Source organism: Pseudomonas sp. PDM24 (genome assembly GCF_019218905.1).
In the GTDB taxonomy this organism is placed as follows: domain Bacteria; phylum Pseudomonadota; class Gammaproteobacteria; order Pseudomonadales; family Pseudomonadaceae; genus Aquipseudomonas.
In genome coordinates this window covers 431,515-450,963 of sequence record NZ_JAHUWR010000002.1, presented here as the reverse complement: position 1 = coordinate 450,963, position 19,449 = coordinate 431,515, and the positions used below count along the sequence as shown (strand labels likewise).

17 protein-coding genes are annotated in these 19,449 nt (G+C 59.9%); 11 read left to right on the top strand and 6 right to left on the bottom strand.

The genetic code is table 11. The features are described from left to right. Positions 1 to 158 precede the first annotated feature (158 nt). Positions 159 to 1,832: a bifunctional diguanylate cyclase/phosphodiesterase gene (locus tag KW837_RS09950; RefSeq protein WP_218395428.1), complete on the top strand. Its 1,674-nt coding sequence runs from the start codon at positions 159 to 161 to the stop codon at positions 1,830 to 1,832. Positions 1,833 to 1,940: 108 nt separating this feature from the next. On the opposite strand, the gene KW837_RS09945 is transcribed toward KW837_RS09950, so the two are convergent. Next, positions 1,941 to 3,338, bottom strand: a complete 1,398-nt coding sequence (locus KW837_RS09945; RefSeq protein WP_192345038.1) for a NorM family multidrug efflux MATE transporter — start codon at positions 3,336 to 3,338, stop codon at positions 1,941 to 1,943. Between the two features lie 157 nt (positions 3,339 to 3,495). Here KW837_RS09945 and KW837_RS09940 point away from each other — a divergent pair, with 157 nt between their 5' ends. The 3 genes from KW837_RS09940 to KW837_RS09930 all read left to right on the top strand — a co-directional run bounded on the left by KW837_RS09940 (position 3,496) and on the right by KW837_RS09930 (position 8,061). Then, positions 3,496 to 4,416: a LysR substrate-binding domain-containing protein gene (locus KW837_RS09940; RefSeq protein ID WP_007894759.1), complete on the top strand. Its 921-nt coding sequence runs from the start codon at positions 3,496 to 3,498 to the stop codon at positions 4,414 to 4,416. Between the two features lie 185 nt (positions 4,417 to 4,601). After that, positions 4,602 to 6,578, top strand: a complete 1,977-nt coding sequence (locus KW837_RS09935) for a methyl-accepting chemotaxis protein (RefSeq protein WP_218395426.1) — start codon at positions 4,602 to 4,604, stop codon at positions 6,576 to 6,578. Between the two features lie 268 nt (positions 6,579 to 6,846). Further along, positions 6,847 to 8,061, top strand: coding sequence for an aldose 1-epimerase family protein (locus KW837_RS09930; RefSeq protein WP_218395424.1), 1,215 nt, complete (start codon positions 6,847 to 6,849; stop codon positions 8,059 to 8,061). 42 nt (positions 8,062 to 8,103) lie between these two features. Here the strand turns inward: KW837_RS09930 and KW837_RS09925 are convergent, their stop codons facing one another. After that, complete coding sequence (locus KW837_RS09925; protein WP_218395422.1) at positions 8,104 to 9,603, bottom strand: PLP-dependent aminotransferase family protein; 1,500 nt, start codon at positions 9,601 to 9,603, stop codon at positions 8,104 to 8,106. 154 nt (positions 9,604 to 9,757) lie between these two features. On the opposite strand from KW837_RS09925, the gene KW837_RS09920 reads away from it, so the two are divergent. From KW837_RS09920 to glyA, 3 genes are read left to right on the top strand one after another with little or no spacing between them, the layout of a single operon-like run. Then, a complete protein-coding gene (locus KW837_RS09920; RefSeq protein ID WP_218395420.1) occupies positions 9,758 to 11,008 on the top strand; it encodes a benzoate/H(+) symporter BenE family transporter in 1,251 nt (416 codons plus the stop codon). Further along, positions 11,008 to 11,862 carry a YggS family pyridoxal phosphate-dependent enzyme gene (locus tag KW837_RS09915; protein WP_218395418.1) on the top strand — a complete coding sequence of 285 codons (855 nt, stop codon included), beginning with the start codon at positions 11,008 to 11,010 and terminating at the stop codon, positions 11,860 to 11,862. Before KW837_RS09920 ends, KW837_RS09915 begins: the two co-directional genes overlap by 1 nt. 34 nt (positions 11,863 to 11,896) lie before the next feature. Then, complete coding sequence (gene glyA / locus KW837_RS09910) at positions 11,897 to 13,162, top strand: serine hydroxymethyltransferase (protein WP_218395416.1); 1,266 nt, start codon at positions 11,897 to 11,899, stop codon at positions 13,160 to 13,162. Between the two features lie 112 nt (positions 13,163 to 13,274). Here the strand turns inward: glyA and KW837_RS09905 are convergent, their stop codons facing one another. Both KW837_RS09905 and KW837_RS09900 read right to left on the bottom strand, forming a co-directional pair. Then, the gene (locus KW837_RS09905; RefSeq protein WP_218395414.1) at positions 13,275 to 14,768 is read right to left on the bottom strand and encodes a YifB family Mg chelatase-like AAA ATPase; all 1,494 of its coding nucleotides are present in this window, start codon (positions 14,766 to 14,768) and stop codon (positions 13,275 to 13,277) included. Between the two features lie 123 nt (positions 14,769 to 14,891). Then, entirely contained in the window at positions 14,892 to 15,077 is a 186-nt protein-coding gene (locus KW837_RS09900; protein WP_123499510.1) for a hypothetical protein, read from the bottom strand. A 250-nt stretch (positions 15,078 to 15,327) separates the two neighbouring features. Here KW837_RS09900 and KW837_RS09895 point away from each other — a divergent pair, with 250 nt between their 5' ends. Further along, entirely contained in the window at positions 15,328 to 15,606 is a 279-nt protein-coding gene (locus tag KW837_RS09895; protein WP_123499512.1) for a type II toxin-antitoxin system RelE/ParE family toxin, read from the top strand. Between the two features lie 8 nt (positions 15,607 to 15,614). Continuing rightward, positions 15,615 to 15,920: a HigA family addiction module antitoxin gene (locus tag KW837_RS09890; RefSeq protein WP_030129123.1), complete on the top strand. Its 306-nt coding sequence runs from the start codon at positions 15,615 to 15,617 to the stop codon at positions 15,918 to 15,920. 52 nt (positions 15,921 to 15,972) lie between these two features. On the opposite strand, the gene KW837_RS09885 is transcribed toward KW837_RS09890, so the two are convergent. Further along, positions 15,973 to 16,494, bottom strand: coding sequence for a Bro-N domain-containing protein (locus tag KW837_RS09885; RefSeq protein ID WP_218395412.1), 522 nt, complete (start codon positions 16,492 to 16,494; stop codon positions 15,973 to 15,975). 454 nt (positions 16,495 to 16,948) lie between these two features. Further along, the gene (locus KW837_RS09880; RefSeq protein ID WP_008007559.1) at positions 16,949 to 17,209 is read right to left on the bottom strand and encodes an accessory factor UbiK family protein; all 261 of its coding nucleotides are present in this window, start codon (positions 17,207 to 17,209) and stop codon (positions 16,949 to 16,951) included. Between the two features lie 418 nt (positions 17,210 to 17,627). Between KW837_RS09880 and glnK the strand changes: the two genes are divergently transcribed. Beyond that, on the top strand, positions 17,628 to 17,966 hold the full coding sequence (gene glnK, locus KW837_RS09875) for a P-II family nitrogen regulator (protein ID WP_002555808.1): 339 nt from the start codon (positions 17,628 to 17,630) through the stop codon (positions 17,964 to 17,966). A gap of 35 nt (positions 17,967 to 18,001) precedes the next feature. Further along, complete coding sequence (locus KW837_RS09870) at positions 18,002 to 19,339, top strand: ammonium transporter (RefSeq protein WP_218395410.1); 1,338 nt, start codon at positions 18,002 to 18,004, stop codon at positions 19,337 to 19,339. The last annotated feature ends 110 nt before the right edge of the window (positions 19,340 to 19,449 follow it).

The following is a 19,449-nucleotide window of genomic DNA, read 5'->3' as shown; positions in this document are numbered from 1 at the left end:
GTTTTGATACTTTCACGCAGGATGCGTAGTGAATTTGCGTCTAATGTTCGTATTCAAGACGCAAAAGCCGTGTTTGATAACCGATGTCATTTGGTCATTGGTTATCTGCGCGGCATAATGCCCGCCGCCTACATCTTTGCAGAGTCTAGGGAGCTAGCTTGTCTACGCCTGTCGAACCCTTGCGTTTGCTGTTACTGGCCGAAGAGCCAGCGTGGGCAGCGTTGTTGCGCGAGTGTCTGGCTCCGATGGGGAGTTCGGCTGTGCTGCTCAGCGCGCCGAGCTGGGAGTCGGTCAGTAGCCTGTTCGATGACAACCGCAGCGCGGTGTTGTTGACGATTCCCGCTCTGCAGCCAGCACCCGGCCGTTGCAACCTGCCGACGGTGTTGCTGCTCGAACACGAGCCGCTGGCGCCGCCCGACGGTGTGAGCGACTGGCTGGTGCGCAATCTGCTGGATCCCGGCATGCTGCGCCGCTGCCTGCGTCATGTGCGTGAGCGCGGCGTGCTGGAAAACACCTTGCAGCGCCTGGCCGAGCAGGACCCGTTGACCGGTATCGCCAACCGTCAGGGTTTCCAGACCTTGCTGGCGGCGCGCCTGGCCGACAACGATGGTCGGGGCCTGGCCCTCGGCCACCTCGACCTCGACAATTTTCGACACGCCAACGACGCGCTCGGCCATCAGGCTGGCGATCGGCTGATCCTGCAAGTGGTCTCGCGGCTGAAAAGCCAACTGGAGGCCAGCGATCAACTGGCGCGGCTGGGTAGCGATGAATTTGCCCTGCTGATCGACACCCGCCGCGCCCCTCAGCGCGCCGAATGGATGGCCGAACGCATTACCGAAGCCCTGTCCGAACCCTATTGGATCGACGGCGAAAGCCTGTTGATCGGTTCCAGCCTCGGCATCGCTCACGCACGAGCGCAGGCCGGCGCCGACCCATTGATGTGGCACGCGCATATCGCCATGCAACAGGCCAAGAGCACTCAGGGCTGCACCTTTCACATCTTCAACGAACGGATCAATCGCAATGCCCGCAGCATCGCCGACCTTGAAAGCGAGCTGCGCCGGGCCTTGCGCCGCGATGAGCTGGAGTTGCATTACCAGCCTCGTCTGAACCTTGAGGACGGCCAGATCGTCGGCCTCGAAGCGTTGGTTCGCTGGCGTCATGGCGAACGCGGCTTGTTGCCCCCCAGCGAATTCGTGCCATTGGCCGAGCAAAGCGGCTTGATCGTGCCGCTGGGTTACTGGGTGATTTCCCGGGCCCTGCGGGACATGCAGGCGTTGCGCGAACGAGGTTTGCCGGCGTTGCACATGGCAATCAACCTGTCGTTCCGGCAGTTTCAGGACAGCCAGTTGCTGTCGACCCTGAGCCGGCTGATTGCCGAGCGAGGCGTCGAGGCGCAATGGCTGGAATTCGAACTGACCGAAACCGCGGTGATGCGTCGCAGCGATCTGGTCAAGCAGACCATGGACGCCCTCGGGCGTTTGGGCGTGCGCTTCTCGCTGGACGATTTCGGCACCGGATTCTCTTCGTTCGTGCACCTCAACAGCCTGCCGATTGCGTTGTTGAAGGTCGACAAGAGCTTTGTCGGCGGCATGGAAGAGCGGGAAGAGAATCGCAAACTGGTGCACGCGATGATCAACCTGGCACACAACCTCAACCTCGAAGTGGTCGCCGAAGGCGTGGAAACACCAGAGCAGCTGGATTTGTTGCGCGGCTTTGGTTGCGATCAAGTGCAGGGGTACCTGATCAGCAAGCCGTTGCCGTTGGCGGAACTGGTTGAGTACCTGACGTTCGGCAGCAGTCAGCAGCCTGCACTGGAAGTCGTGGTTTAAACACGGACAAATGTGGGAGCGGGCTTGCTCGCGAAAGCGGTGTATCAGTCAACGTAGATGTCGACTGACACACCGCTTTCGCGAGCAAGCCCGCTCCCACAGGGGATCTCAATCTGGCTGGGCGATTTGGAAACTCGCCCCTGACGACGGCTCACGCCGAATCATCCGCTTCATCTTCCACTCAAACGCCAGCGTCAGGCTCACCGCCGCACACGCCAGCCCCAGCGCCAGACCCCACCAGACCCCCGTTGGCCCCCAATTCAAATGGAAGGCCATCCACCAGGCGGCGGGTGCGCCGATCAGCCAATAGCAACCCAAACCCACCAGGAATGTGGTCTTGGCATCCTTGAGTCCGCGAATGCAGCCCATGGCGATGGTTTGTGTGCCGTCAAACAGCTCGAACCATGCCGCCACCGCCAACAGGCTTACGGCCAGGTTGATGACTTCGCGGAACGCCGGGTCGTTGTGGTCCAGGAACAAGCCGATCAACTGATGCGGCAGCAGCCAGAAGACCATCGCAAAACCCAGCATTGCCGCCGCACCAAAGGCGATCCCGACCCGTCCGGCCAGCCGCGCATCAAGCAATTGCCCGGCGCCGTAATGTTGGCCGATGCGCATGGTGATCGCGTAGGAAAGCCCCGCCGGAATCATGAACGCCACCGAGACGATTTGCAGGGCGATCTGGTGCGCCGCCAGTTGCGTACTGCCCATGGTGCCCATGCACAGCGCGGCGAAGGCGAATAGACCGACTTCCACCGCATAGGTGCCGCCAATCGGCAGGCCCAGGCGCCACAGTTCCTTCAAGTACTGACGGTTGGGCCGCGACAGACCCTGGCGCAATGGATACGCGTCGTAGGCCGGATGCCGACGAATATGCAGCGCGAGCGCCAGCGCCATCAGGTTGGCAACGATCGCCGTGACCAGACCGATGCCCACCAGACCCATTTTCGGTAGGCCGAACATGCCGGTGATCAACGCATAGTTGAGCAGGAAGTTGGCCACGGTGCCGGCGAGGCTGATGACCATCACCGGTGTCGCCCGGCCGATGGCGCTGGTGAAACCACGCAGCGCCATGAAGCTCAGGTAGCCGGGCAGGGCGAACGGCAGGATCAACAGAAACTGGCCGGCAGCCTGAACGTTGGTTTCGGTCTGGCCGAACAGCAGCAACACCGGTTTGAGGTTCCACAGCAGCAAACCCGCCACCAGCGCCATTAACCAGGCCAGCCACAACCCGGCCTGGGTCAGCCGCGCTGCGCCGATGATGTCACCCGCGCCCTGACGGATCGCGACCAGGGTGCCGACGGCGGCGATCACGCCGATGCAGAAAATCGACACGAACGAATACGTCGCCGCACCGAGACCGCCACCGGCCAGTGCTTCAGGGCTCAGGCGCGCCATCATCAACGTGTCGGTGAGGACCATCAACATGTGCGCCAACTGCGAGGCAATCAACGGCCCCGCCAGCCGCAGGATGGCCCAGAGTTCACTACGCGCTGGATGCTGCATGATCATCACGCTCGATTGTCAGAGAGAACAGGAAGCGTCGATTCTCGGCGCTCTGCGGGGTTTTCACAAAGGGATAAAAAGGATGGGTGGCATGATTAAAACTCATGCTGGGGAGTTTCTGATAAGTTGGTGCTATCGCGCTATAGGAGCTTTTTTGATGTCTCGTCGTCTTCCCCCCTTGTATGCCCTTCGAGCATTCGAAGCGGCGGCGCGGCATAGCTCGTTTACCCGCGCCGCCGAAGAACTGTCGATCACGCAAAGTGCGGTCAGTCGGCACATTCGTACGCTCGAAGAGCATTTCGCCTGTCGGCTGTTTCATCGCAGCGGGCGCAACCTGCAACTGACCGAATCGGCGCGGCTGATCCTGCCCGGCATTCGCGAAGGCTTCACCGCCCTCGAGCGGGCCTGCAATACCTTGCGTGCCGAAGACGACATCTTGCGCATGAAAGCCCCATCGACCCTGACCATGCGCTGGCTGTTGGCGCGGCTCAGTCGTTTTCGACACCTGCGACCGGGGAACGAGGTGCAATTGACCAGCGCCTGGATGGACATCGATACGGTGGACTTCAACCATGAACCCTTCGACTGCGCCGTCATCCTCAGCAACGGGCATTTTCCTCCGGACTGGGAGGCGACTTTCCTGTTCCCCGAAGAGCTGATTCCGGTGGGCGCGCCGAATCTTCTGAAGGATCAACCGTGGGACGTTGCGCGCCTGGCCAGTACCGAGTTGCTGCACCCGACGCCGGACCGCCGTGACTGGCGCAACTGGCTGGAGCGTATGGGCCTGACCGATCAAGTCTCGCTCAAGGGCGGGCAGGTCTTCGACACGCTGGAGCTGGGCATGATCGCCGCTGCCCGGGGTTACGGCGTGTCCATGGGCGATTTGCTGATGGTGGCGGAGGATGTTGCGCAGGGACGTCTGAGTTTGCCGTGGCCGACGGCCGTTGCCAGTGGTGAGAATTATTACCTGGTCTGGCCGAAAACCCGCCCCGGCGGCGAACGTTTGCGTCGCCTCAGCGATTTCCTGCAAGGCGAGGTCCGGGCCATGGAATTACCGGATGTCGAACGTCTGGGCTGAATCGATGGAGCCGCCGCAATGGCGGCCTTGAGCCATATCCCCGTTAATTACTCAAGTATTCAGCTTTGCCGCCGAAAATCTGCTGATAGGACCTTCGTGCAGGTTCCATGTTTTCCCCACCATCAGAAATTTTGCCGAGTGTGCGAAGGGATCAGAATGATCCGGCCACTGGGTCAGGAGCTGTCATGTCTCAACCTCGTGCTCGGATTGCCTCACAGCTGGGTCTTGCGCTTGCCGTGATTCTGGCGATTGTCATCAGTGGCAGTACCGTGTTCGCCCTGCGCTCGCTGGACACCGCGAACCTCGCCACCCGCGAAGAGCATCTGGCCAGTGAGGCCCGCTTGCTTGCCGATCAGTTGAGCACCTTTCACGGCACTTTGCGTGAAAGCACCCAGCGTCTGGCCGGCCTGTTCGAGAAGCGCTTCAGCGCCGGTTTGAGCGTGCATCCGGATGAGCCGGTGACCGTGGCGGGCGTGCAGACCCCGGGCCTGCACTTGGGCAGTGAAGTGTTGAACAACAACTTTGCGGAAGTCGACGAGTTCAAGCAGATGACCGCAGGCGTCGCGACCGTATTCGTGCGCAGTGGTGAGGAGTTCATTCGGGTCAGCACGAATGTCACCAAACAAGACGGCAGCCGTGCCATTGGCACGCTGCTCGACCACGCGAACCCGGCTTACGCCCGTTTGATGGCGGGGCAGAGTTATGTGGGGCGAGCGTTGCTTTTCGAACGCTTCTACATGTCGCAGTACACCCCCGTACGCGACAGCAGCGGTAAGATCATTGCCGTGCTGTACGTAGGATTCGATTACACCGACGCGCAGAACGCGCAGTTCGCCAACCTCAAACGCTTCCGCATCGGCCAGACCGGCTCCCTGGCGTTGCTGGATGAACAAGGCAAATGGCTGGTGCCGATTGCCGGTGTACAGGCGCTGGATCAGGCGGTTCCGAGCATTGTCGGTCTGGCCAAGACACCGGGCAAAGGCGACTTCTGGAGCGACACGTCGCAAGATTTTTACAGTGTTGCCGTGCCGTTCGAAGGCGGGCCGTGGTCGGTGGTGGCGAGCATGCCGAAAACCGAAATCCGCGCGGTGACCTGGAGCGTCGGCATTCAATTGGCGATCGGCAGCCTGCTGGCGATGTTGCTGGCAGTCGGTTCGGCGGTCTGGTTGCTGCGCAGCAAACTGGCGCCACTGGGTGATCTGGTGCGTCAGGCCGAAGCCTTGGGCGCCGGTGATTTGAGTGTTCGCCTGAACGTGTCGAGCAATGACGAAATCGGCCAACTTGCCCGCGCCTTCAACCAGATGAGCCAGGCCCTGTCGACCATGGTCGAGCACATCCGTAAAGCCTCGGGCGAGGTCAATAGCCGTGCCCAGGCGTTATCCGGTTTGTCCGGTGGCGCCTATGAAGGGATGGAGCAGCAGTCTGGCGAAATCACCAGCATGGCCGGCGCCGTAGAAGAATTCAGCGCCACCTCGTTGAACATTGCCGACAACATGGGCAACACCCAGCGACTGGCGCAGGAAAACGCACAGCAAACCCAGATCGGTCGTACGTCGATGGACGAAGCGTCCTCATCCCTGGAGCAAATCGCCGGTGCTCTGAACAGCACCGCGACGGTGATCAATACCTTGGGGCAGCGCTCCCAGGAAATCGGCGGCATTGTCGGGGTGATTACCGCGATCGCCGAGCAAACCAACCTGCTGGCGCTCAACGCCGCCATTGAAGCCGCCCGCGCCGGTGAGCAGGGCCGCGGATTTGCGGTGGTGGCCGATGAGGTGCGCAACCTGGCTTCACGTACCCGCCAGGCCACAGACGAAATTTCCGGGATGATCCAAAGCATCCAGCAGGAAACCGGCAATGCCATCAGCACCATGGAGCAGGGCAACGTGCTGATGCAGGAAGGCCTGTCGCGCAACGCCAACGTCGCCTCGGCGCTGGCACGGATCGATGAACAAAGCCGTTCGGCTGGTCAGCAATTCGCCGCCATCACCACCGCGACCCAGGAACAAAGCAGCACCGCGACCTTGCTCAGCAGCAATCTGCAAAGCATCGCTTTGGCGAACAGTGAGCAGCGCGAAGTGGTGTCCAACCTGGCTGTGACTGCCAAAGAGCTGGAGAAGCTCGCGGCGGACTTGCGGCATGAGGTTGACCGGTTTCGTTGAGTCGCCTCTGAAATCCCTTCGCGAGCAAGCCCGCTCCCACAGTAGATCTGCGGTGAACACAGTATGTGTGAACACCCGAGATCAAATGTGGGAGCGGGCTTGCTCGCGAAGGGATCGACCTCAATTCAAGGATTTGTCCCAAATCTGCGGATCAATTCCTCTCTAGTCGTCTTCCTTGGCATTTAGCACCAGTGTCTCGATTTTTATGCTTGCTGAAACGTTTCTTCAAGTCTATAAAATTGGCACAACTCCAAGAAAGGCTGCTGCCATGACCCCGCTCAAACTCTTCGTTGCCCTCAGCGCACTGTCCGCTGCTTCCCAAGCCATGGCTTGGGACTACGTCCTGCTCGACACCGACAAAGCCGCCCAGAACTGGCAGATCACCAGCCAGCAACTCGGTGTAAAAACCGACAAACCCTTCAGTGTGACCCTGCGCACTTTGCATGGTGGGCGGCAGGAGGGGGTCAGCATCGTCGACATCGATAACGGCACGATGAAACTCTCGGTGGTGCCGACTCGCGGCATGAACGTCCTGCAGGCCTCGGTCGGCGATGTGCGCATGGGCTGGGATTCGCCGGTCAAGGAAGTGGTTAATCCATCCTTCATCGAACTCAACGGCCGCGGTGGCCTGGGCTGGCTGGAAGGTTTCAACGAACTGGTCACCCGCTGCGGCTACGAATGGGTCGGCCACCCCGGCATCGACAACGGCGAACTGCTGACCCTGCACGGTCGGGCAGCCAATATCCCCGCCAATAAAGTCACCCTGCACATCGATGAAAAACCGCCGTACGCCATCACCCTGCGCGGCGAGCTGAAAGAACAGGCGTTCAAGAAAGTCGACTTCTCCGTCGCGACCGAACTGGTCACCGAACCTGGCAGCGTAGCGTTCGCCCTCAATGACACCCTGACCAACAATGGCGACTATCCGAAGGAATACCAGGCGCTGTATCACAGCAACTTCAGCACCCCGTTCCTGGAGCAGGGCGCCCGCTTCGCCGCGCCGGTGAAACAGGTATCGCCGTTCAACGACAAGGCCAAAGGCGACTTGCCGGACTGGCAAACTTACCGCGCACCGACCAAGGACTACGACGAAACGGTTTACAACGTGGTGCCGTATGCCGATGCCAAGGGCGATACGTTGACCGTGCTGCATAACAAGGCCGGTAGCCTGGGTGTCTCGGTCGGCTTCAATACTCAAACACTGCCCGTGTTCTCCCTGTGGAAAAACACCGATACCCAAGGCCAGGGCTATGTCACGGGGCTGGAGCCGGGGACGAGTTTTTCCTACAACCGCCGGTATCAGCGGCCTCTGAACCTGGTGCCGACGATTGGGCCGAAGGAACAGAAGCAGTTTGGGATCAGCTACAGCTTGTTGGCGGATAAGGCGGCTGTGGATAAGGCGTTGAAGCGGGTGAGCGATATTCAGGGTGGGCGGGAGACTGAGGTGCGGCAGACGCCGTTGGTTGATCTGACCAAGGGGTGATGCTGACTCCATGCCTTGGGCCACTGGCCGCTTGACGCTGCTCTACCTGGTTTTCAGCGCATTGGCCAGGCGCAGCATGGCGGCTTCGATTTCATAAGCGGTCAAGGACGAGTAACCCAATAGCCAACCTTGTTTCTTCTGATCGCCGGCGTACAACCGGCTGAGGCCGGAAAGCTGCACGCCCACGCCGGCTGCCTGGCGGATGGTTTTTTCCTCCGACCAGCCATCATGCAGCAGGCAGGGAATTTGCAACCCGCCCTGGGGGCGCAAGGCGGTAACGATGCCGTCCAAATGCTTCCCAATGGCGTCGAGCATGATGGTTCGGCGCCCGGCATAGAGCTTGCGCATGGCCCGGACATGGGCGTTGTAATGGCCGTCTTCCATAAAGCGCGCCAGGGTCAGTTGCAGGATTTGGGGCGTATGGCCGTCCATCATGCTGCGCGCGTAGGTGAAGGCTTTGATCAACTCGTGGGGCAAGACCATGTAGCCCATTCGCAACCCGGGGTAGAGGGTCTTGCTGAAGGTGCCGAGGTAGAGAGTGCGCTGGTACTTGTCGAGGCCCTGCACGCAGGCGGTCGGCTGTCCGTCGTAATGAAACTCGCTGTCGTAGTCATCTTCCAGGATCCACTTGCCTTTCTCTGCGGCCCAGTTGATCAGTTCGAGCCGGCGTTCCAGCGGCAAGGTCGCGCCGGTGGGGTATTGATGAGAAGGCGTGACATAGACGCAGTTGGCGCCGCTGCGATCGGCGTACAGCAGGTCGGTGCGTATGCCCAGTTCATCGACATCGATGGGCAGAACCTTGGTCTCGGCGGTTTCGAAGGCTTTCCTGGCACCAAAATAACCCGGGTTTTCCAGCAGGATCGGTTTGCCGGCGTCCACCAACAACTGCGCACACAGAAAGAGGGCTTGGCGAGTGCTGCTCAGCACCAGGATCTGGTCGGCGGAGCACTTGGCCCCACGCTCGAGGTTCAAGTAGGTGGCGATGGCCTTGCGCAGCGGCTCGGCACCTTGCGGGTCGCCGTGCAACAGCACGTTGGCGCGATAGTCCTTCATCACCTGGCGTTGCAGGCGCTCCCAGACATCGGTGGGGAAAGTGCGGGTTTCCGGCAGGCCGGTCGCAAACGCCTTGATCACCTGCTGATCGGTCACGCCGCCACTGTCGAAGATCATCCGCCCCCGCTGGCTCAATCCAGCCCCCGGTGCCGCCTGGTTGCTTTTGACTTCTTGCGCCTTGATGCGTCGGCGGGCTGCGCCGCGCAATTCGGTACCCAGCGTTTCACAGACATAACTGCCAGCCCCCTCGCGCCGCACGATAAAACCGTCGCGGTGCAGTTGCACATAGGCGTTCTCAACGGTATCGCGGGCAATCCCCAGTGACTTGGCCAAGACCCGAGTCGCAGGCAGCTTCAAGCCTGGGTCAAGGGCGCCTTCGAGGATCAATGCACGCAATGCGCGTTGAATCCGCTGGTGCAGATCCAACAGCTGAAACTCGACATCGCTGAGGCGCATTTTGAGCGTTTCCAGTTCGAACGTTCTAGCCATGCGGTCTGCCCTGATTGAATAAATTGGCCTGTAGTAGCAGGCCATCCTATCCGTAGAATCCGCCCCTCGCCACTGCCTCTGCGCTCGGTCATTTCAGCGCTATAAATCCCCTCACCCGGGGCCAGCACCTCGTTTTGCAAGGAGCAAAGCAATCGTGTCTTCTTCAGCATCCCCATCGCCCCTGCGTTTACGCGATCTTCTGCATCCGATCGTCGCCGGGCTGATTTCAGTCATCGTCAACTATGGCGGCACGTTCATCCTGGTTTTTCAGGCCGCCAAAGTCGCCGGGCTCAGCCCCGAGATGACGGCGTCGTGGGTATGGTCGGTGTCAATTGGCGTGGGTATTACCGGGCTGTTTCTCAGTTGGGTGAGCCGTGAGCCGATCATTACTGCCTGGTCGACACCCGCCGCGGCCTTTTTGGTCGTCGCGCTGTCGACTACGCCCTACGCCGAGGCAGTAGGTGCGTACATCATTTCAGCCGCCGCCTTCGTGCTGCTGGGTTTGTCCGGCTGTTTCGAAAAAGTCATCCGCCTGATTCCGCCGGGTGTGGCTGCGGGCCTGCTGGCCGGTATCTTGCTGCAGTTCGGTATCGGCGCATTTGGTGGCATGAGTCTTGACCCAGTGTTGGTCGGGTTGCTGATTGCCGCTTACGTTGTGCTCAAGCGCTTTACCGCGCGCTACGCGGTGGTGGGCATTCTGGTGCTGGGGCTGGCGTTTCTTCTGACGCAGGGCCGTGTAGAACTGTCGGGGCTGGCGCTGCAATTCGCGGCACCGGTATTCACCCAGCCTGAGTTTTCGATCAATGCGCTGCTCAGCGTGGCGCTGCCGCTGTTTCTGATCACCCTCACCGGCCAGTACATGCCGGGCATGCTGGTACTGCGCAACGATGGTTTCAGTACCAGCGCTAACCCTATCCTGACTGTCACGGGGTTGGGCTCGCTGCTGATGGCACCCTTCGGTTCCCACGCCTTCAACGTCGCGGCGATCACTGCGGCCATCTGCACCGGCAAGGAAGCCTCGGAGGATCCGTCCAAGCGCTGGGTCGCCGGGGTTGCCGCGGGATTGTTCTACATCCTCGTAGGGGTTTTCGGGGTGACCCTCGCCGCAGTGTTCATGGCGTTCCCGCCCACCTTCATTACGACGCTGGCCGGGCTGGCCCTGCTCGGCACTATCGGCGCCAGCCTGGCCAGTGCCATGGCTGACGTCAAAACCCGCGAAGCCTCGCTGATCACCTTTCTGGCGTGCGCCGCAAACATCACCTTGCTGGGGATCGGTGGGGCGTTTTGGGGATTGCTGATCGGTCTGGCGGCCTGCGCCTTACTCAATGGGCGCTTGCCGCGTCGCGAGGCGGTGGTCATTCCGGCTCCCGAAGCTGTTGTGACGACCAAAGGAGCCACCCACTGATGCTCTCTCAACTGGAAGAAACCATCACCCTGCATGAGCGTCATGGCCGTTACCCACAGCCCACCAGCGTCGAGGACTTTCGCTGCAACCTGGCAGCCGTGCAGCAGCGAATCGCCAATGCCTGTCAGCGGGTCGGACGTGATCCGGCGAGTGTGCGCCTGCTGCCGGTCAGCAAGACCTTTGACGAAGCTCATCTGCGTCTGGCCTACGCCGCCGGCTGCCGGCTACTGGGTGAGAACAAAGTGCAGGAAGCGCAGCGCAAATCGCAGGCGATGGCCGATCTGGCCGATCTGCGATGGTCGGTTATCGGCCACCTGCAAACCAACAAGGCCAGGCAGATGGCGCGTTTTGCCAGTGAGTTTCAGGCGCTGGACAGCCTGCGAGTGGCCGAGGCTCTGGATCGTCGCCTGCACATCGAGGGGCGCCAACTGGATGTGTTCGTTCAGGTCAATACCTCCGGCGAAGCCAGCAAATACGGCTTGGCGCCCGAAGCCGTCGCGGACTTTTTGTACGCCCTGCCGGCGTTCTCGGCGTTACGGGTGCGTGGTTTGATGACGCTGGCGCTGTTTTCGGCCGACGTGGTCCGTGTCCGCCCTTGCTTTGTACGGCTGCGCGAACTGCGCGAGCGCTTGCGCCAGCACGCCCCGGCGGGCGTCGGGCTGGAGGAACTGTCCATGGGCATGTCTGGTGACTTCGAAATCGCCATTGAAGAAGGGGCGACCGTGGTGCGTGTCGGTCAGGCCATCTTCGGCGCACGTGCCATGCCGGATGCCTACTACTGGCCGACCGCGGATGCCCGTCCGGAAAGTGACGAGCACACAGGAAGCCATCCGATGCCCTCTGCACCGTTGTAAACCGGCTTATTTTTCCAACCAAGGACCCCTTCATATGTACGACTCAACGCTGACCCTTGAAGCATTCGACGCCGAGCTGTGTGAGGCGATTCATAACGAAGAACATCGTCAGGAAGACCACGTCGAACTGATCGCTTCCGAAAATTACGCCAGCCCTCTGGTGATGAAAATCCAGAGCACCGTGCTCACCAATAAATATGCCGAAGGCTATCCAGGCAAGCGCTACTACAGCGGCTGCGAATATGTCGATGTGGCCGAGCGCCTGGCCATCGAGCGGGTCAAGGCCCTGTTCAACTGCGACTACGCCAACGTGCAGCCGCATGCGGGTGCACAGGCGAACGCCGCGGTATTCCTGGCGTTGATCAATCCCGGCGATACGGTGATGGGCATGAACCTGGCCCAAGGTGGCCACCTGACCCATGGCAACCCTTCAAACTTCTCGGGCCGTCATTACAAGATCGTTCCTTATGGCCTTGACCCGGAGACGGGCTTTCTCGACTACGACGAGATGGAACGTATTGCGCTGGAAACCCGGCCGAAATTGCTGATCGGTGGTTTTTCCGCCTACTCCCGGTACAAAGACTGGGCGCGCATGCGGGCGATTGCCGACAAGGTCGGAGCCATTTTCTGGGTCGACATGGCCCACGTCGCAGGGTTGGTCGCCGCGGGAGAATACCCGGACCCATTGCCGCATGCCCATGTGGTCACCAGCACCACGCACAAGACCCTGCGGGGCCCACGGGGTGGCTTGATTTTGTCCAAGGGGCAAGATGAAGCCTTCTACAAAAAACTCGATTCTGCGGTATTCCCGGGTGTTCAGGGCGGCCCATTGATGCACCAGATCGCCGCCAAAGCCGTCGCTTTCAAGGAAGCACTGAGGCCCGAGTTCAAAACCTATCAGACCCAAGTGGTGATCAACGCCCGGGCCATGGCGGCCGTGCTGCAAGAGCGGGGTTACAAGATCGTCTCCGGTGGCACCGACAATCACATGATGCTAATCGACCTGTCCGACAGGCCCTATACCGGCAAGGAAGCCGATGCGGCCCTGAGCAATGCCTACATCACCGCTAACAAGAACTCGGTGCCCAACGACCCGCGCTCACCGTTCGTGACTTCTGGGTTGCGCATCGGTACTCCAGCCATCACCACCCGTGGTTTCGGCGTGATCGAATGTGAACAATTGGCGGGCTGGTTGTGCGACGTACTGGACGCCCTGGAAAACGGCGACAGCGAAAGGGTCGGGCACCACGTGCGCGAACAGGTGGTGGAGCTCTGCCGCCGTCATCCTGTCTATCGTTAACCCTGTTACTCCGGGCTATTACCAGGCTGATGTCCATCATTGGGCGAAAAACCAGGCGCGCGGCAAGGCGCCTGGGACGAACGGGTGCGTCCGATGCCAACCTGTTGCGTCTCTAGCTGGGGGCTGATGGCCGATATTGCAGTGCTTCGGCGACGTGGTTGCGACTGATAGCGTCTACTTGTTCCAGATCCGCCAGGGTGCGGGCAACTTTCAGTAGGCGGTGAGCTGCACGAAGCGAAAGGGTTAGTCGCTCGCAGGCGCTTTCCAGCCAGCCTTCATCTGCTTTGGATAACGCGCAATGCTGGCGTAGCCCTGGCAGGTCGAGAAAGGCGTTGGCGCAGCCCTGACGCTGCTGCTGACGCTCCCGGGCCTGGGCGACCAGGGCAGAAGCGCTGGCCGTGTCGTCACCGGCCTTGATCGGGTTCAGCGCCGTGCTTTCCCGGGCTACGGTCAAATGCAGGTCGATGCGGTCCAGCAGTGGCCCCGACAGTTTGTTGCGGTAACGCTGGACCATGTCCGGTGTACAACTGCATTTACCACTGGGCTCGCCAAGATATCCACAGGGGCAAGGATTCATCGCCGCGACCAATTGAAAGCGTGCCGGGAAGCGTACGCGGTCCTTGGCGCGGGAAATCACGATGTGGCCGGATTCCAGCGGCTCTCTCAATACCTCCAATACCTTGCGATCAAATTCCGGGAGTTCATCGAGGAACAGCACTCCGTGGTGGGCGAGGGTGATTTCGCCAGGTTGCGGTTTCGAGCCGCCGCCCACCAGTGCGGGGCCTGAAGCGGAGTGGTGTGGCTGTCGGAAAGGACGCTGTGGCCAATGACTCAGCGGCACACAACTGGCGACCGATTGAATCGCCGCGACTTCCAGTGCTTCACTCTCGGCCAATGGCGGTAATAGCCCTGGCAGACGACTCGCCAACAACGTTTTTCCCGTCCCTGGCGGTCCGCTGAACAGCAGGTTATGAGCCCCCGCCGCCGCAATCAGCAAGGCTCGCTTGGCCGCAAGTTGCCCTTGCACTTCGTTCAAGTCTGGATAGGGTTTGCTGGCGTAGAGCAAACCGTTGGAAGCGTAGGGGGCGATGGGCGTGTGGCCATTGAAATGCGCGACCGCTTCCAGCAAATGATCCACCGCAATCACCTTCAACCCCGAAGCCAGGCAGGCCTCCTCGGCATTTGCCCGCGGCACCACCAGCGTGCGCCCGGCCTTGCGCGCTGCCAGCGCCGCCGGCAACACACCCCGAACCGCCCGCACCGCCCCCGACAGTGCCAACTCTCCCAGGCACTCGACGTCATCCAGCGTCAACGTTGGCACTTGCACACTGGCCGACAGAATCCCCAAGGCAATCGCCAGATCGAACCGCCCGCCGTCCTTTGGCAGATCGGCAGGGGCGAGATTCAAGGTGATGCGTCGCGCCGGAAATTGCAGCCCTGAATTGATGATCGCGCTGCGTACTCGGTCCTTGCTTTCCTTCACGGCGGCTTCGGGCAGCCCGACCATGGTCAGCGACGGCAAGCCGTTGGCCAGATGGACTTCTACGGTGACGGCGGGCGCTTCCACACCGACCTGGGCGCGGCTGTGGACGATGGAGAGGGACATGGTCGTTCCTTGAGCTGTACGGGAACCGCTTCCTGCGGTTTTTTGAAGGGTAGCCGGGGAGTGAGGGTTTAGCGTGGCGGCAAGGGAAGGAAACTTTCGCAGGATGTTGCGAGTGTTGGTGAGCTAATTCGGGAGCTTCGTCAGGCTCGTGCCTGCAAGCCAGCCACTCGGTTCAAGTTCTTTGCCCTGAGCAGCGGCGACATCCAAAAAGCGGCGTTGATTGGCCGATACGCTCCCGGCTAACCGGAGTGCCTCAGCATGATATTCAGCGACGAGTAACAGTTTGGCTTTTTGTTTTTTAGATTTCATAGCGACCTTTTGGATTCGTAGATTGGTTTTTTTTGGGGTCAGTTAGCTTAAGAGGTAGACACGGTTTTGATGCAATGGGAATTGGCGCTTGTTTTTGTAGGACTCGGCTGGATTTCGAAAGCCTTCTGAAGGACTCAGGTAGTCCTTTTCCTAAAGTTTTGAGAGGGGGCCAAGAATCGCAACACCGCGTTTGCATTAGTGAATTCAGGTTATACACTCAAGATTAATGCATAACGTTAAGCTTTAAATTATGATCGTTAGCTTTAAGTGTTCTGAGACCGAGTACCTGTTTCGCAACGGAAAGACCCGTATGTGGTCAGCCATTCTGAGTGTCGTGGAACGAAAGCTGACGATGCTTGATGCTGCTGCCGTGCTGATGGACCTTCGATCACCACCAGGCAATCGATTGGAGGCGCTGGAAGGAGATCGAAAAGGTCAGCACAGCATCCGCATCAACGCTCAATGGCGAATTTGCTTTGTTTGGGGTCTTAACGGGCCAGAGAATGTCGAAATCGTCGATTATCACTGAGGTGAGTAATGACTAAGAATGGTATGCGCCCGGTTCATCCTGGCGAGATCCTCAAAGAGGAATACCTGGAGCCTCTGAGCCTTACGGCTGCGGCCTTGGCCAGAGCGTTGAGCGTTTCGACGCCTACGGTGAACGACATCGTGCTTCAGCGTCGAGGTGTCAGTGCCGATATGGCTCTAAGGCTATCTATCTGCCTGGACACGACTCCCGAGTTTTGGCTGAACCTGCAATCGACATACGATTTGCGAAAAGCCGAGATCGAACGAGGGGCTGCGATCCGGGATCAGGTTGAGCGTCTTCCGCACTGTGCTTGATCCTCTGCTCCTGAACGAACCCCACGCTACGAACGTGGGGTTTTTTTGTCGTTCAGAATGCCTGAAGTATTCGCGACGCACGTTTCCACCACGGCGCATTGACCGAATGCTGTGGCTGTTCTCGATCTGGCAGGATCTGCGGAACATCCTGCAATCGAATCCACGGCTGGTTATTCCAGTGCAGCAAACTCAACGACATTTCCGGCCAATTCAGCAGGCTCAGGATCGGGCGCTCTGTTGAGGTGGGTTGTTGGGCGTCTCTGAGCGCCGGCACCACGTCGTGGGTCAGCCATTCGCGCAGGCCTCGGTATTCGGGGCAGTAGTGGTAGACCAGTAATGCGTAGACACCGGATTCGCTGATGAGCAGGGTGTTTTCGACGGTGCCATGGATGAGCATCTGTAGGGTTTGGTGTTGGTCGGGGTCGAGTTTGCGGACGGCGCGTTCGTCGAGGAAGAGGCGCAGGAGTCGGCCGAGGTCTCGGGCGCTGAACCAGGGTTGGTTTCCGAGGAGGAGGGCGTGGAGGTGGAGTTTGTGGCGGGTGAATATGTGTGGTGTCAGATAGTTTTCGTCCATAGTGCAGTGCCCAAATTCGCTTGATAGATGACTGCCTCTTATCGTCGCCAAACAATAAAGGTGGCAGCTGCGTGCGGGTTGGCGAACCGGCCAAGCGAATACCGGCAGACCCGAAGGTCTCCCACACACAGCCGCCATATAACGAATCGAGAGAAATACCCGATATCGAATGACGTTGCGTGCATAGCTTGGTTCCAGGTCGCCAAACCTAGTGCTGACATTCAGCATCAGGTGAGCTTAGGAGCCGGGGCTTTGCGACGCTATCGGACGGCGGTGCTGATCTTTGTAGGAAGTTGCCGGGATGTTTGCGGGGCTTAAGATCAAAAGATCGCAGCCTTCGGCAGCTCCTACAGGGGTGGTCGTTCCAGCGAGGGGCTGCTGGAACACCGTGGTGACTCTATCGCGAGCAGGCTCGCTCCCACATAGACCCCATTGTCAAAGGGGATCGGCGGGGTTACTCGGTCGGTGGATTGAGCTTCGCTTCCAGCTCAGCCACTTTCGCTTCAAGGCTCTCCAACCGTGCGCGGGTCCGCGCGAGCACAACCATCTGGCTATCAAACTCTTCCCGGCTCACCAGGTCCAGCTTGCTGAAGCCGCTCTGCAACAAAGCCTTGAACTGGCTTTCGATTTCGCTTTTCGGCAGCGGGGTGTCGCCGCTGAAGAGGCGGGAGGCGGTGCCGCTCAGGGCGTCGAGGAAGTCTTTGGGCGCGAGCATGGGGAATGTTCCTGTCAACAATGGCGGGCAGTGTACCACGCAGTGTCTATAGTCAATCTCGGCAGCTGCGATGCACGCTTTTCGCGCAGTCGAGTGGGCAGTCGCGCACTGTTGTTGTGCGTAACGGTTGCGTCAATCGGGTGAAAGGCTCTTTGGCAGCGGCCAAGGTATTGAAATCAATGGGTTTTGGATAGATGGCAAGCTTTCTGCTTAGTCGCTGGTGACCCATGCACTGATGCAGTCGCTGTGACGAATGCAGTGCGCCAAGCGGAACGGGGGAAGTTTCGTGCGGAGTGGTTAGCTGGCGTCGGACGGGCAGGTAAGGCCGAACGATGCGTTACAAAGCCAGGCACTGCGCTTAGACTTGAGTCGGGTTTGTTTTCCTGGGGCAAGTCCACCAATTCGGGAGAGAGTTTTCATGAAGCTAGTCACTGCCATCATCAAGCCGTTCAAACTGGACGACGTGCGCGAGTCGCTGTCCGAGATCGGCGTGCAGGGCATTACCGTTACTGAGGTCAAAGGCTTCGGTCGGCAGAAGGGTCACACCGAGCTGTATCGCGGCGCGGAGTACGTGGTCGATTTTCTGCCCAAGGTGAAGATCGATGTCGCCATTGACGACAAGGATCTGGACCGGGTTATCGAGGCGATAACCAAGGCTGCCAACACCGGCAAGATCGGTGACGGCAAGATCTTCGTGGTCAATCTGGAACAGGCGATTCGCATCCGTACCGGCGAAACCGATACCGACGCAATCTAAGCCGCCACAAACCCAACGCCCCAGGAGAAAACAATATGACTCTGCGTAAAATCGCAGGGCTAGGAGCCCTGTTGTCCCTCGTAATGCCCGGCCTGGCCATGGCGGCAGACGAAGTGGCGGCCCCAGTCCTCAACTCCGGCGATACCGCCTGGATGATGACCTCGACAGCCCTTGTGCTGTTCATGACCATTCCCGGTCTCGCGCTGTTCTACGGCGGCATGGTTCGCTCGAAAAACATTCTTTCCGTGATGATGCAGTGCTTCGCCATTACCGGTCTGATCAGCATTCTGTGGGTCATTTATGGCTACAGCATTGCGTTCGACACCACCGGCATGGAGCAGGGCGTCGTCAACTTCAACTCGTTCTTCGGCGGCATGGGCAAGGCGTTCCTCGCCGGTGTCACGCCTTCGAGCCTGACCGGCCCCGCGGCGCTGTTCCCCGAGGCGGTCTTCATCACCTTCCAGATGACTTTCGCCATCATCACTCCAGCGTTGATCGTCGGTGCTTTCGCCGAGCGGATGAAGTTCTCCGCCATGCTGATCTTCATGGGCATCTGGTTCACCCTGGTTTATGCACCGATCGCGCACATGGTCTGGTCCGGTAACGGCGGCCTGATGTGGGACTGGGGCGTTCTCGACTTCGCCGGCGGTACCGTGGTGCACATCAACGCCGGTGTGGCTGGTCTGATTGCCTGCCTGGTGTTGGGCAAGCGTAAAGGTTTCCCGACCACCCCGATGGCCCCGCACAACCTCGGCTATACCCTGATGGGTGCGGCGATGCTGTGGGTCGGCTGGTTCGGTTTCAACGCCGGTTCCGCTGCCGCCGCCAACGGCACTGCCGGCATGGCGATGCTGGTCACGCAGATCGCCACCGCTGCGGCGGCGCTGGGCTGGATGTTTGCCGAGTGGATCACTCACGGCAAGCCAAGCGCACTGGGTATCGCCTCGGGTGTGGTGGCCGGTCTGGTTGCAATTACTCCGGCGGCAGGCACCGTGGGCCCGATGGGCGCTCTGGTGATCGGTCTGGCGGCGGGCGTGGTGTGCTTCTTCTGCGCCACCACCCTGAAACGCAAACTCGGTTATGACGATTCCCTGGATGCCTTCGGCGTGCATGGTATCGGCGGTATCCTCGGCGCAATCCTGACGGGTGTGTTCGCGGCACCGGCCCTTGGTGGCTTCGGCACCGTGACCGACATCGGTGCACAAGTCTGGATCCAGTGCAAAGGCGTTGGCTTCACGGTGATCTACACCGCGATCGTCACGTTCATCATCCTCAAGGTCCTGGACGCCGTCATGGGTCTGCGTATCACCGAGGAAGAAGAAGCTGTCGGCATCGATCTGGCGCTTCACAACGAACGCGGCTACAACTTGTAAGCACGCGCACGAAAAATTTGCCCGGCTTGCCGGGCATTTTTTTGTCCGGGATTTGTCAGTGAAGGAAGGGCTGAAAGGTTTTTTCATACACGTTCAGTCCCGTTTACGAC

Coding starts and splice junctions, on each gene's coding strand:
- KW837_RS09945 (WP_192345038.1), bottom strand. CDS start 3,338: ATGCAGCATCCAGCGCGTAGTGAACTCTGGGCCATCCTGCGGCTGGCG.
- KW837_RS09940 (WP_007894759.1), top strand. CDS start 3,496: ATGTCTCGTCGTCTTCCCCCCTTGTATGCCCTTCGAGCATTCGAAGCG.
- KW837_RS09935 (WP_218395426.1), top strand. CDS start 4,602: ATGTCTCAACCTCGTGCTCGGATTGCCTCACAGCTGGGTCTTGCGCTT.
- KW837_RS09930 (WP_218395424.1), top strand. CDS start 6,847: ATGACCCCGCTCAAACTCTTCGTTGCCCTCAGCGCACTGTCCGCTGCT.
- KW837_RS09925 (WP_218395422.1), bottom strand. CDS start 9,603: ATGGCTAGAACGTTCGAACTGGAAACGCTCAAAATGCGCCTCAGCGAT.
- KW837_RS09915 (WP_218395418.1), top strand. CDS start 11,008: ATGCTCTCTCAACTGGAAGAAACCATCACCCTGCATGAGCGTCATGGC.
- glyA (WP_218395416.1), top strand. CDS start 11,897: ATGTACGACTCAACGCTGACCCTTGAAGCATTCGACGCCGAGCTGTGT.
- KW837_RS09905 (WP_218395414.1), bottom strand. CDS start 14,768: ATGTCCCTCTCCATCGTCCACAGCCGCGCCCAGGTCGGTGTGGAAGCG.
- KW837_RS09900 (WP_123499510.1), bottom strand. CDS start 15,077: ATGAAATCTAAAAAACAAAAAGCCAAACTGTTACTCGTCGCTGAATAT.
- KW837_RS09895 (WP_123499512.1), top strand. CDS start 15,328: ATGATCGTTAGCTTTAAGTGTTCTGAGACCGAGTACCTGTTTCGCAAC.
- KW837_RS09890 (WP_030129123.1), top strand. CDS start 15,615: ATGACTAAGAATGGTATGCGCCCGGTTCATCCTGGCGAGATCCTCAAA.
- KW837_RS09885 (WP_218395412.1), bottom strand. CDS start 16,494: ATGGACGAAAACTATCTGACACCACACATATTCACCCGCCACAAACTC.
- KW837_RS09880 (WP_008007559.1), bottom strand. CDS start 17,209: ATGCTCGCGCCCAAAGACTTCCTCGACGCCCTGAGCGGCACCGCCTCC.
- glnK (WP_002555808.1), top strand. CDS start 17,628: ATGAAGCTAGTCACTGCCATCATCAAGCCGTTCAAACTGGACGACGTG.
- KW837_RS09870 (WP_218395410.1), top strand. CDS start 18,002: ATGACTCTGCGTAAAATCGCAGGGCTAGGAGCCCTGTTGTCCCTCGTA.